Below are 12,400 nucleotides of genomic sequence, written 5' to 3'. Positions count from 1 at the left end.
AATGAACCAACCACTAGCATACGTACATCCTGGAGCAAAAATTGCTAAGAATGTCGTAATAGAGCCTTTTACTACAATTCACAACAATGTAATAATTGGAGAAGGTACTTGGATAGGAAGCAACGTTACCATTATGGAAGGTGCGCGTATAGGTAAAAATTGTAATATCTTTCCTGGATCAGTGATCTCAGCAGTACCACAAGATTTAAAATATAATGATGAGGATACTACGGTAGAAATAGGAGACAACGTTACCATCAGAGAATGTGTTACCATAAACAGAGGTACAACGGATAAAATGAAAACTGTTATTGGCAACAATTGTCTAATCATGGCCTACTGCCATATTGCTCACGACTGTATTGTTGGCGATAATTGTATTTTTTCAAACAACAGTACGCTAGCAGGACACATTACTGTAGGTGATTATGTGGTGTTGGCAGGTATGACTGCTGTACACCAATTTTGTTCTATAGGAAACCATGCCTTTGTAACTGGCGGTTCTTTGGTTCGTAAAGATGTGCCACCTTTTGTAAAAGCTGCAAGAGAACCATTATCCTACGTAGGTATTAACTCTGTTGGTTTGCGCCGAAGAGGGTTCACTACTGAAAAAATAAGGGAAATACAGAATATATTCAGAATACTATATCAAAAAAATTATAATAATACACAGGCTTCAGAAATTATTGAAGCCGAAATGGAAGCTACACCGGAGCGTGATGAAATTCTTCAATTTATTAAGAATTCGCACAGAGGAATTATGAAAGGCTACTTTAAATCAAATTGATCTTAGAGGTTGAAAACAACATCATTAAAGACAAATTAATTAAATTCCAAATCAGAAGTCCTTTCCTTTGGAAAGGATTTAGGATAGGATAAACGACTAAACAACATTATGGCAAGTACATCAGATATCAGAAATGGATTATGCATTAGATATAACAACGATATTTATAAAATCATAGAATTTCTTCATGTAAAACCAGGCAAAGGGCCAGCGTTTGTAAGAACGAAACTAAAAAGTGTTACAACAGGGAAAGTATTAGACAATACCTTTTCGGCAGGACATAAGATTGATGATGTAAGGGTAGAAACGCATAAGTTTCAGTATTTGTATACCGACGGAGAATTCTATCATTTTATGAATGAAGCTGATTACACACAAATCCGATTACTGGAGTCTGCTTTAGACCGACCAGATTTAATGAAAGAAGGAGAAATAGTTACCATTCAAATCAATACCGAAGACAATATGCCTTTGTCTGTAGAAATGCCAGCAACGGTCATATTGGAAGTAACCCATACAGAACCGGGCGTTAAAGGCAATACGGCTACAAATGCCACCAAGCCTGCAAAGGTTGAAACTGGTGCAGAAGTAAATGTGCCATTGTTTATAAACGAAGGCGACAAGATTAAAATTGAAACAGAAAAGGGGACTTACAAAGAACGTATAAAGGAATAATAATGGTCATTGAGGCTCTCGAAATGAGCATTTTATTATGAAATTTCCAAAACAACACACCTTAAAAGAAATAGCAAACCTCATTTCAACGAAATATGTTGGTGCAGACGACTTTCCTGTTTTGGGTATGAACGAAATCCATGTTGTAGAGCCTGGTGATATCGTTTTTGTTGACCATCCAAAATATTATGATAAAGCTCTTGAGTCTGCAGCAACTATAGTTTTAATAAATAAAGAAGTAGATTGCCCAGAAGGAAAAGCGCTTTTAATTTCCGATGATCCTTTCCGAGATTTCAACAAACTAACAGAACATTTCAAACCTTTTAAATCATCAAATATAGCTGTTGCATCAGATGCAATAATTGGTGAGGGCACTGTGATTCAACCCAACTGTTTTATTGGTAATAATGTTGTAATTGGTAAGAACTGTGTTATTCATTCTAACGTCAGTATCTATGATGATACCGTCATAGGAAATAATGTTACAATTCATGCAGGAACTGTTTTGGGTGCTAGTGCATTTTATTACAAAAACAGACCAGAAGGTTATGATCAGTTAAAATCTGGTGGCCGTGTTATTATTGAGGATAATGTAGATATTGGTGCAGCATGCACCATAGATAGAGGTGTAACAGGTGATACAACTATAAAAAAAGGAGCAAAAATTGATAACCAAGTACAGATTGGACACGATACAGTAATTGGTGAAAAATGTCTAATTGCTTCTCAAGTTGGGATTGCTGGATGTACAATTATTGAAGACGAAGTAACGATTTGGGGACAAGTAGGGATAACAAGTGGTGTGACTATCGGCAAAAAGGCGGTTATATCTGCCAAGGCAGGTGTGAGCAAATCATTAGAAGGTAACAAAAGTTATTTTGGTATCCCTGCTGATGACTTTAGATCAAAATACAAAGAGATTGCCTCAATAAGAAAAATTCCAGAGATACTTAAAAAATTAAAAGATTTATAAATGTCACCAAAAGAAATTGTTTTAGCATTTTACAATTCAGATTTGGCAAACGACTCAAGCGTTGTTCCAAAATTTTTTCACAAAGACTGTGAGCTGCATTGGAGCAGTAGTCAAGGATTTATGCTGCTAAAATATGATGATCTTCTAGATTTTTTTGGAGGTACAAGACAATCTTATAATAGTATTCGATTTGAATTTACGCATGTATTAGAAATAGAATCAACAGTAGTTACAAGACACACCTTATTTGCCCATACTATTGAAAACCCTGATACTGAAATTGTATTGGCGCGCTTTTCAACAATTTGGGAAATTAAGGACGGAAAACTTTTTAGAGCCTACGAAATAAGCCAGTTAGCAAATGAGGATAATGCTCAAAGTATGGCTTCCTATTCAGAAAGAAAAATATAGAAAGTGCACGAGTTTAAATATCAAAACTCTTATTTTTGCACAACAAATAATACTCAAAACTTTAAACAATAATATCTAATGAGCGTTTTAGTTAACAAGAATTCTAAAATCATTGTACAAGGATTTACAGGAAGTGAAGGTACATTCCATGCCGAACAAATGATTGAATATGGTACTAATGTTGTTGGTGGTGTAACACCAGGAAAAGGTGGGCAAACCCATTTAGACAAACCCGTATTTAATACAGTTGCAGAGGCTGTAGAAAAAGTTGGTGCTGACACTACGATTATTTTCGTTCCACCTGCATTTGCTGCAGATGCTATTATGGAAGCTGCTGATGCTGGAATTAAAGTGATTATAACCATAACCGAAGGAATTCCTGTTGCAGATATGATTAAAGCGGCTGATTACATAAAAGGCAGAGACTGCCGTTTGGTAGGGCCTAACTGTCCAGGTGTTATTACACCAGGTGAAGCTAAAGTTGGTATTATGCCAGGCTTTGTGTTTAAGCAGGGTAAAGTTGGTATTGTATCTAAATCCGGTACCTTAACTTATGAAGCTGCTGATCAAGTAGTAAAGCAAGGCTTAGGGATTACAACAGCGATTGGTATTGGTGGTGACCCAATCATCGGAACAACAACCAAAGAAGCTGTGGAGTTATTAATTAATGATTCTGAAACTGAAGCTGTGGTTATGATCGGTGAGATTGGTGGTCAGTTAGAGGCTGATGCTGCAAACTGGTATAAGGAAAGTGGAAGTAAAAAGCCTATCGTAGGATTTATCGCTGGTGAAACGGCTCCTGCTGGTCGTACAATGGGACACGCTGGTGCAATCGTTGGCGGAAGTGATGATACAGCACAGGCTAAAAAGATAATTATGAGAGAATGCGGAATTCATGTTGTAGATTCACCTGCTGAAATAGGAAAGAAAGTAGCTGAAGTATTAGGCTAAACTTATAAAAGACATACTGAAACTTGTTCAGTATAAACTGTTAAAAACCTTACAAAATCTTGTGAGGTTTTTTTATTTCTTGCAACTTGTATTTGGTATATTTGAATGTAGATTATTAAAAGAAAATCCAATGTCGGGTTGAGCGCAGTCGAAACCTATTTAAATATAATTTCAAAACATCTCGACTACGCTCAATATGACAGAATCTAACCAAAATATTATGAAACTATTAGAAGGAAAAACCGCAATCATAACAGGTGCCAGTCGTGGCATTGGAAAAGGTATAGCTGAAGTTTTTGCAGATCATGGAGCTAATGTAGCCTTTACGTACAGCTCATCTGTAGAAGCGGCAAACGAATTAGAAAAAGAACTCAACGACAAAGGTATTAAAGCTAAAGGTTACCAAAGTAATGCAGCTAGTTTTGATGAAGCTCAGCAATTGGCTGAAGATGTTTTAGCAGAATTTGGCTCTATTGATGTTCTAGTTAATAATGCTGGTATTACTAAAGATAACTTGTTGATGCGAATGGGAGAAGAGGATTTTGATAAGGTGATAGAAGTGAACCTAAAGTCTGTATTCAACATGACCAAGGCCGTACAGCGCACTATGCTAAAACAGCGTAAAGGTTCAATCATTAATATGAGTTCTGTTGTCGGAGTAAAAGGTAATGCAGGCCAAACTAATTATGCAGCATCAAAAGCTGGTATCATCGGTTTTTCAAAATCCGTGGCACTAGAGCTTGGTTCTAGAAATATTAGAAGCAACGTGATTGCTCCTGGTTTTATTGAAACCGAAATGACTGCAAAACTCGATGAAGAAACCGTAAAAGGTTGGAGAAATGCCATTCCATTAAAACGTGGTGGTACTCCTGAAGATATTGCCAACGCCTGTGTTTATTTGGCAAGTGACTTAAGTGCTTATGTTACTGGTCAGACCTTGAACGTGGATGGTGGAATGCTTACATAATTTACGGTTTTAGATTTTTGATTGTCGAGTAAACCAAATCGTAAATCATAAATCGTAAATCTAAAATCAATTAATGCAAACAGAAACGATTGTATATATTATTATTGCTGGAGTAGCAGCGCTTTTATTAGCGCTGTTTCAGTATATGTATAAATCGAAAGTTAAACCTAACTTAAAATATAGTCTAACCGTACTTAGAACAATCGCAATCTTTGGGATATTGCTATTGCTTATCAATCCAAAGTTTGAATCCAATACTTATTATGATGAAAAACCGACCTTGGTCGTAGCTGTGGATAATTCTGAATCTGTTTCGTATTTAGAACAAACTGATAACGTGAATTCAGTATTAGAAACGATTGATAATAATTCAGAATTAAACGAGCGTTTTAATATTCAAAAATACAGCTTCGGAAAGGAGGTCAATAGCTTGGATAGTTTAAATTTTAATGAGCGTCAGTCCAATATTTCAGAAGCCTTAAAACAATTCGGCGAAGTTTATGCCAATCAAACCGCTCCTATAGTTTTATTAAGCGATGGTAATCAAACCTTTGGTGCTGATTATAGTTACATTTCAAAATCCGTAAAACAGCCCATATATCCTACGGTTTTAGGTGATTCAACTGTGTATTCCGATTTAAATATTAAGCAGCTTAATGTTAACCGTTATGTCTATTTAAAAAATCAATTTCCTGTAGAAATTATAGTAAAGTATAATGGCTCCGAAACCGTTAACACGGAACTTAAAATGTGGTCAGGTAATTCCGTTGTATTCAGAAAATCGATACAGTTTAATGAGAATAAGACTTCAGAAATCATTTCTACAACTTTAAATGCAAGTAGTGTAGGCGTAAAAACATATCGTGTAGAGCTGACTCCACTTACTAATGAAAAGAACACGATTAATAACTCAAAGAATTTTGGTGTAGAAGTCATTGATCAAAAAACAAATATTGCTCTAGTCTACGATAGACTGCATCCAGACTTAGGTACTTTAAAAAAATCTATAGAAAGCAATGAACAGCGCAGTGTTTCAATTTTAAAACCAAAAGATTATTTGAGTACAATCAATGATTTTCAGCTAGTTATTTTATATCAACCAAATAATAGCTTTAATTCTGTTTTAAGCGAGATTACTAAGCAAAAATTGAATTCTTTTATTGTTACAGGAACAACAACCAACTGGAGTTTGTTAAATAATTCTCAAACCTTTTTTAAACAAACCATTACCAATCAAACAGAAGATTTTCAGCCCAACTTAAATAGAAATTATAGCACATTTATCATTGACAATCTAACTTTTGATGACTTTCCACCGTTGAAATCAGAATTTGGAAACCTTGAATTCTTGGTGGCACATGATGTTATTCTTACTAAATCAGTTAATGCTATAGATACTTCTCAACCAATGTTGTCAACTTTTGAAGTAGATAACACTAAACATGCTTTATTAGCTGGAGAAGGTATCTGGAGGTGGCGTTCACAGGCTTATCTAAACTCTGAAAGCTTTAATGATTTTGATAATTTTATTGGTAAACTGATTCAATATTTAGGTTTAAATAAGAAACGTAACCGAATCAACATTGACTATAAATCATTTTACAACGGAAATGACGATGTTATTATATCTGCACAATACTTTAATAAAAATTTTGAGTTCGATAACAGTGCAGCGCTAACAATAGTGATAAAGAATAAAACTGATGATAGCGTTCGGGAAGTACCACTATTATTAAATGACGGAAACTACAGAGTGGACCTAAGCGGTATTGAATCTGGCGCTTACGATTTCACCATAAAACACAATACTGAATCTGTTTCTGCTTCAGGTAGTTTTGAGGTTTTGGAATATAACGTAGAGCAACAGTTCTTAAATGCAGATATTGATAAGCTTGAGTCACTGGCAAATGCCAGCTCCGGAAAAGCATTTTTCAGTACTGATATTAATGGTTTAATAACAGATTTACTTTCAGATAATAGGTATGCAACCATTCAAAAAAGCACTAAAAATATCGTACCTTTGATAGATTGGAAATATCTACTCGCATTAATAGCATTGAGCTTGTTTATTGAGTGGTTTATTAGAAAATATAACGGATTAATTTAAAATAACTATAATGGAAAAATTACCAAAAATTGGATTACCGATTTTAATCGGAATCATAGTAATAATAATAGTCATAGCTAAGTCAGCAGTCACTATAGACTCTGGTGAAGCAGGAGTGCTTTTTAGGACTTTCGGTGAAGGTGTTGTAATAGACGAGCCACCAATGGGAGAGGGATTTCATATTGTTGCACCTTGGAATAAGGTTTTTGTTTATGAAACAAGAAGACAGGAAATCTTTGAAAAAATGAAGGTGTTATCTTCTAATGGATTAGATATTCAATTAGATGCTTCGGCTTGGTACCAGCCAGATGAGAAAAATCTTGGAAGATTGCACCAAGAAATAGGTGAAAATTATTTACAGCGAATTATTCTACCTACAATTCGATCAGCAGCGAGAAGTGTGGTCGGTCGCTATACACCTGAACAATTGTATTCAAGTAAACGAGATGCAATTCAAAAAGAAATTTTTGAGGAGACCAAAAAAATTGTTGACGGACAGTACATTGTTTTAGACGAAATTTTAGTGAGAGATGTAACACTACCGCCTACAATCAAACAGGCTATTGAACGCAAATTAAAGCAAGAGCAAGAGTCGCTAGAGTATGAATTTAGACTGGTTACAGCAGAAAAAGAAGCTCAGAAAGTTAGAATTGAAGCTCAGGGTAAAGCTGATGCCAATAGAATTTTAAGCGCTTCATTAACTGATAAGATTTTGCAAGATAAAGGTATAGATGCTACTAACAGATTGGCAGAGTCACCAAATAGTAAAGTGGTTATCATTGGCTCAGGTGAAAGCGGAATGCCAATCATTTTAGGAAATCAATAAATTACCTTTTGAAATATTAAATATTTGCTAAAAATTTAATTTCTATCATTTTTTATTAGGATTAATAAATTTTATTTAGCAATATTTGTAGCAACAAAACGAAATATGGCACTTATTCAATTACATCATCATTTTCATATAATCGCTCAAGCGAGGTGAAAATGTATTGAATAAAATCAACATATATTTTAATAACCCGTTTGAGAATTCAAGCGGGTTTTTTAGTTCTAAAATACTCATGAATTCTTAGACTATACTAAAATTAAAAATGAATAAATTAAAAATTGCAGTTCAAAAATCGGGTCGTCTTCACGATGATTCCATGAAAATTTTAAAAGAAATAGGAATTTCCGTTGATAATGGAAAAGATCAGCTAAAAGCTTCTGCACGTAACTTTCCTTTGGAAGTTTTTTATCTAAGAAATGGTGATATACCACAATACTTAAGAGATGGAGTAGTGGATGCAGCAATTATTGGAGAAAATGTTTTGGTAGAAAAAGGTGATGATATTTCTATTATAGAACGTTTAGGGTTTTCAAAATGTAAAGTATCCATTGCTGTTCCTAAATCTTCAAATGCCAAAAGTTTGAAGGATTTAGACGGAAAGCGTATTGCAACGTCGTATCCAAATACAGTAAATCAATTTTTAGATAAAAACGGTGTAAAGGCTAATCTGCACATCATTAATGGCTCTGTTGAGATTGCACCCAATATTGGGCTGGCAGATGGTATTTGTGATATCGTATCCAGTGGAAGTACTTTATTCAAAAACGGACTTAAAGAGATTGAAGTACTATTAAAATCTGAAGCGGTTTTGGCAACGTCTCCTAGAATATCTAATGAGAATCAAAATTTAATAGACAAAATTCAATTTAGATTACAGTCTGTTATAAAGGGAAGAGAAAGCAAATATGTGCTTTTGAATGCACCTAACGAGAAGTTAAATGACATTATAAATCTGCTACCAGGCATGAAGAGTCCAACAGTATTGCCATTGGCTACAGAAGGTTGGAGCTCAGTACACTCCGTTATCAATAAAAATGATTTTTGGAATGTGATTGATGAATTAAAGGCAAATGGCGCTGAGGGAATTTTAGTTTGTCCAATTGAGAATATGGTTTTGTAATATGAAGTTGATAGAAAATCCAAATAAAGAGAATTGGTCAGAGATTCTAAAGCGTCCTACACAGACTGTTGACGATATTGAAAAAACGGTGAATGAAGTTTTTACGGATGTCCGCAAAAGTGGTGATAATGCTATAGGTAAATTCACCTCAAAATTTGATGGAGTAAAATTAGAATCTCAGGTCGTTAGCAAAGCTGAAATTATCGAAGCCGTAAAATCAGTTTCTAATAATTTAAAGGAAGCTATACAATTAGCAAAAACCAATATTGAGAAATTTCACAAAGCACAAAAAACAGATAAGGTTTGTGTTGAAACTATGAATGGAGTGGAGTGCTGGCAGGAAAAACGACCAATTCAAAAAGTTGGTTTGTATATTCCTGGCGGAACGGCACCTTTATTTTCAACCGTTTTAATGTTGGCCATTCCAGCGAATATCGCAGGTTGTAAAGAGATAGTGTTATGTTCTCCACCGAACAAAAACGGCAAATTGGCTGATGAGATTTTATATGCAGCCCAACTTTGTGGTGTTACAAAAATTATAAAGGTTGGTGGCATACAAGCTATTGCAGGTTTAACTTTTGGAACCGAAAGTATTCCGCAAGTCTATAAAATATTCGGTCCAGGAAATCAATATGTAACTGTGGCAAAGCAGTTGGCGACTAAATATGGTGTAGCGATAGATATGCCTGCTGGTCCAAGCGAATTATTGGTTTTGGCAGATGATTCTGCAAATCCGGCTTATGTGGCTTCAGATTTATTGAGTCAGGCAGAACATGGCACTGATAGCCAGGTTATTTTGGTATCGGATTCAAAAAAAATAATAGAGGAAATTAACAAAGAAATTGAAGAGCAACTTAAGCAGCTGCCAAGAAAAGCTATTGCTGAAGAGGCATTACAAAATTCAAGATCATTTTTAATTGAAGATGTTGATACTGCCTTAGAATTTGTGAATGAGTATGGGCCAGAACACTTGATCATTTCAACAAAGAATAATAACTTTTTTGTTGATAATATAATTAATGCAGGTTCTGTATTTATTGGAAACTACACACCAGAAAGTGCTGGTGATTATGCCTCAGGTACCAATCACACCTTACCAACCAATGGGTTCTCAAAAGCCTATTCAGGTGTCAACTTGGATAGTTTTCAAAAGAGTGTGACCTTTCAAAGAATATCAAAAGATGGAATTCAGAATATAGGTAAAGCAATAGAATTAATGGCTGAAGCCGAAGGATTGCATGCACACAAGAATGCCGTAACCTTAAGACTGAATGATTTAAAGAATAAATAAACCTCACTTTGAGTGATTTTCGAAAACGAATGCTTTCGGTAGAGAAATTGTATCGAGAATTTATAAAATGAAAGATTTCAATTTAAATAATCTCATTAGAGAAAATATAAAAAACATTAAACCTTATTCTTCTGCTCGCGATGAGTATAAGGAAGCAACTGCAGATATGGTTTTTATTGATGCCAATGAGAATCCGTTTCAGACAAATGTCAACAGGTATCCAGACCCACAACAATCGAAAGTTAAGAAGCGTTTAGCAGAAATTAAAGGGGTAAATCCATCTCAAATATTATTAGGAAATGGAAGCGATGAAGTATTGGATTTATTGTTTAGAGCGTTTTGTGAACCAAAGCAAGACAACGTTATCACATTGCCACCAACCTATGGAATGTATTCTGTATTGGCGGATTTAAATGCTGTGGATGTTATTTCTAAAGAATTAGATGACAATTTTGAACCTAAGGTTTCAGAAATCCTATCTGTTCAAAACAGCAATTCAAAACTTCTATTTTTATGCTCGCCTAATAATCCTACAGCTAATAGTTTTAATGCTAGTAAGGTTGAAGAATTAATTGAAGGATTTAATGGATTAGTAGTTATAGATGAAGCCTATATCGATTTTTCGAACCAAGAGAGTTGGTTGTGTCGATTAGATGAATTTCCAAATCTTATTGTAACACAAACCTTGTCAAAAGCCTATGGTTTAGCAGGTATACGATTAGGAATATGCTACGCTTCAGTAGAAATTATTTCAGTTTTAAATAAAATAAAGCCACCTTATAATGTCAATCAATTAACTCAAGATAAGGCTTTAGAAAGATTAACAAGTTTAGATGAAGTAAATAAAGAAGTAAATTCTATATTGAATGAACGGAAACTACTTGTAACACAATTATCAGAAATATCAGTCATTAAAAATATATATCCTTCAGATGCTAATTTCATTTTAGTCAAAGTAGATAATGCCAACTTGCGTTATAATCAATTGATTGAAAAAGGCATTGTAGTAAGAAATAGAACAACACAACCATTATGTGAGAACTGTCTAAGATTCACTATTGGTACCGAAGAAGAAAACAATATATTAATTAAGACATTAAACCAACTATCATGAAGCCTGTATTATTCATAGACAGAGACGGAACTCTAATAAAAGAGCCAGCTGACGAACAAATCGATTCGTTTGAAAAGTTGGAATTCTACCCTAAAGTATTTCAATACTTAAGTAAAATTGCAAAGGAATTGAATTTTGAAATCGTAATGATTACCAATCAAGATGGTTTGGGCACAGAGGTATATCCTGAAGACACTTTTTGGCCAGTTCATAATTTCATTTTAAAATCCTTTGAACAAGAAGGTGTTGTATTTAAAGAGCAATTTATCGACAGAACATTCGCAAAAGATAATGCACCAACTCGCAAACCTAATACAGGGTTGTTAACCAAATATTTTTCCTATGACTATGATTTAGCCAATTCATTTGTTATTGGTGATCGGCTTACAGATGTAGAGTTGGCTAAAAACTTAGGATCAAAAGGGATATTCATAAATGATAACACCAACCTGGGAACAGATGAAGTCACTGTTAGCAATAAGGAATTAGAAAACTATATTGCTTTAGAAACCAACGACTGGGAACAAATATATGAGTTCTTAAAATCTACCGAACGCATTGGAAGTATAGAACGAAACACCAATGAAACCAAAATTAAAATTGATTTAAATCTAGACGGCATTGGAAAAAGCAAAATCGATACCGGAATTGCATTTTTCGATCACATGCTAGACCAAATCGCACGGCATGGACAGATTGATTTAAACATTAAAGTTGATGGAGATTTAGAGGTCGACGAACATCATACTATTGAAGATACAGCCATAGCTTTAGGTGAAGTGTTCGCAACCACACTAGGAAACAAGTTGGGTATAGAGCGCTATGGTTTCTGTTTACCCATGGATGATTGCTTAGCACAGGTAGCAATTGATTTTGGTGGGAGAAATTGGTTGGTTTGGGAAGCAGATTTTAAACGCGAAATGATTGGTAAAATGCCAACGGAAATGTTTTATCATTTCTTTAAGTCCTTTACGGATGGTGCAAAGTGCAATTTAAATATCAAAGCTGAAGGCACAAATGAACATCATAAAATTGAAGCAATTTTTAAAGCCTTTGCAAAAGCAATAAAAATGGCGGTAAAACGCGATGTAGAAAAAATGATTTTACCATCAACAAAAGGTGTATTGTAAAAACACCTTTTGTAAATAACAAATTTCAAATAATTAAAATTT

12 protein-coding genes are annotated in these 12,400 nt (G+C 34.5%); all 12 read left to right on the top strand.

Translation table 11 applies throughout. From position 1 onward, the window contains the following. Window position 1 precedes the first annotated feature (1 nt). Complete coding sequence (lpxA, locus tag SIB89_RS01980) at window positions 2–787, top strand: acyl-ACP--UDP-N-acetylglucosamine O-acyltransferase (protein ID WP_155087444.1); 786 nt, start codon at window positions 2–4, stop codon at window positions 785–787. A 108-nt stretch (window positions 788–895) separates the two neighbouring features. Continuing rightward, a complete protein-coding gene (gene efp / locus SIB89_RS01975) occupies window positions 896–1,462 on the top strand; it encodes an elongation factor P (protein WP_155087445.1) in 567 nt (188 codons plus the stop codon). 37 nt (window positions 1,463–1,499) lie between these two features. Further along, a complete protein-coding gene (locus SIB89_RS01970) occupies window positions 1,500–2,435 on the top strand; it encodes a UDP-3-O-(3-hydroxymyristoyl)glucosamine N-acyltransferase (RefSeq protein ID WP_412560945.1) in 936 nt (311 codons plus the stop codon). Further along, the gene (locus SIB89_RS01965; protein WP_273290356.1) at window positions 2,436–2,846 is read left to right on the top strand and encodes a nuclear transport factor 2 family protein; all 411 of its coding nucleotides are present in this window, start codon (window positions 2,436–2,438) and stop codon (window positions 2,844–2,846) included. Between the two features lie 78 nt (window positions 2,847–2,924). Then, a complete protein-coding gene (gene sucD, locus SIB89_RS01960; RefSeq protein ID WP_412560944.1) occupies window positions 2,925–3,797 on the top strand; it encodes a succinate--CoA ligase subunit alpha in 873 nt (290 codons plus the stop codon). 220 nt (window positions 3,798–4,017) lie between these two features. Further along, a complete protein-coding gene (gene fabG, locus SIB89_RS01955) occupies window positions 4,018–4,764 on the top strand; it encodes a 3-oxoacyl-[acyl-carrier-protein] reductase (protein ID WP_412560943.1) in 747 nt (248 codons plus the stop codon). Between the two features lie 73 nt (window positions 4,765–4,837). Then, on the top strand, window positions 4,838–6,871 hold the full coding sequence (locus SIB89_RS01950; RefSeq protein ID WP_412560942.1) for a VWA domain-containing protein: 2,034 nt from the start codon (window positions 4,838–4,840) through the stop codon (window positions 6,869–6,871). A 10-nt stretch (window positions 6,872–6,881) separates the two neighbouring features. Next, the gene (locus SIB89_RS01945) at window positions 6,882–7,697 is read left to right on the top strand and encodes a prohibitin family protein (protein WP_155087451.1); all 816 of its coding nucleotides are present in this window, start codon (window positions 6,882–6,884) and stop codon (window positions 7,695–7,697) included. A gap of 268 nt (window positions 7,698–7,965) precedes the next feature. Beyond that, the gene (gene hisG / locus SIB89_RS01940; RefSeq protein WP_412560941.1) at window positions 7,966–8,823 is read left to right on the top strand and encodes an ATP phosphoribosyltransferase; all 858 of its coding nucleotides are present in this window, start codon (window positions 7,966–7,968) and stop codon (window positions 8,821–8,823) included. 1 nt (window position 8,824) lies between these two features. Next, the gene (gene hisD / locus SIB89_RS01935) at window positions 8,825–10,114 is read left to right on the top strand and encodes a histidinol dehydrogenase (RefSeq protein ID WP_412560940.1); all 1,290 of its coding nucleotides are present in this window, start codon (window positions 8,825–8,827) and stop codon (window positions 10,112–10,114) included. Window positions 10,115–10,181: 67 nt separating this feature from the next. Further along, the gene (gene hisC, locus SIB89_RS01930) at window positions 10,182–11,228 is read left to right on the top strand and encodes a histidinol-phosphate transaminase (RefSeq protein ID WP_412560939.1); all 1,047 of its coding nucleotides are present in this window, start codon (window positions 10,182–10,184) and stop codon (window positions 11,226–11,228) included. Next, the gene (gene hisB / locus SIB89_RS01925) at window positions 11,225–12,358 is read left to right on the top strand and encodes a bifunctional histidinol-phosphatase/imidazoleglycerol-phosphate dehydratase HisB (protein ID WP_412560938.1); all 1,134 of its coding nucleotides are present in this window, start codon (window positions 11,225–11,227) and stop codon (window positions 12,356–12,358) included. The genes hisC and hisB overlap by 4 nt, the downstream gene beginning before the upstream one ends. Window positions 12,359–12,400 lie beyond the last annotated feature (42 nt).

Source organism: Winogradskyella sp. MIT101101, assembly GCF_047126865.1.
Lineage (GTDB): Bacteria > Bacteroidota > Bacteroidia > Flavobacteriales > Flavobacteriaceae > Winogradskyella > Winogradskyella ouciana.
This window is presented reverse-complemented; position numbering and strand designations above follow the sequence as displayed.

Excerpts from the sequence above, each read along its gene's own strand:
- hisC (WP_412560939.1), top strand. The coding sequence starts at position 10,182 with ATGAAAGATTTCAATTTAAATAATCTCATTAGAGAAAATATAAAAAAC.
- efp (WP_155087445.1), top strand. The coding sequence starts at position 896 with ATGGCAAGTACATCAGATATCAGAAATGGATTATGCATTAGATATAAC.
- SIB89_RS01950 (WP_412560942.1), top strand. The coding sequence starts at position 4,838 with ATGCAAACAGAAACGATTGTATATATTATTATTGCTGGAGTAGCAGCG.
- fabG (WP_412560943.1), top strand. The coding sequence starts at position 4,018 with ATGAAACTATTAGAAGGAAAAACCGCAATCATAACAGGTGCCAGTCGT.
- sucD (WP_412560944.1), top strand. The coding sequence starts at position 2,925 with ATGAGCGTTTTAGTTAACAAGAATTCTAAAATCATTGTACAAGGATTT.
- hisD (WP_412560940.1), top strand. The coding sequence starts at position 8,825 with ATGAAGTTGATAGAAAATCCAAATAAAGAGAATTGGTCAGAGATTCTA.
- lpxA (WP_155087444.1), top strand. The coding sequence starts at position 2 with ATGAACCAACCACTAGCATACGTACATCCTGGAGCAAAAATTGCTAAG.
- SIB89_RS01945 (WP_155087451.1), top strand. The coding sequence starts at position 6,882 with ATGGAAAAATTACCAAAAATTGGATTACCGATTTTAATCGGAATCATA.
- hisG (WP_412560941.1), top strand. The coding sequence starts at position 7,966 with ATGAATAAATTAAAAATTGCAGTTCAAAAATCGGGTCGTCTTCACGAT.
- hisB (WP_412560938.1), top strand. The coding sequence starts at position 11,225 with ATGAAGCCTGTATTATTCATAGACAGAGACGGAACTCTAATAAAAGAG.
- SIB89_RS01970 (WP_412560945.1), top strand. The coding sequence starts at position 1,500 with ATGAAATTTCCAAAACAACACACCTTAAAAGAAATAGCAAACCTCATT.
- SIB89_RS01965 (WP_273290356.1), top strand. The coding sequence starts at position 2,436 with ATGTCACCAAAAGAAATTGTTTTAGCATTTTACAATTCAGATTTGGCA.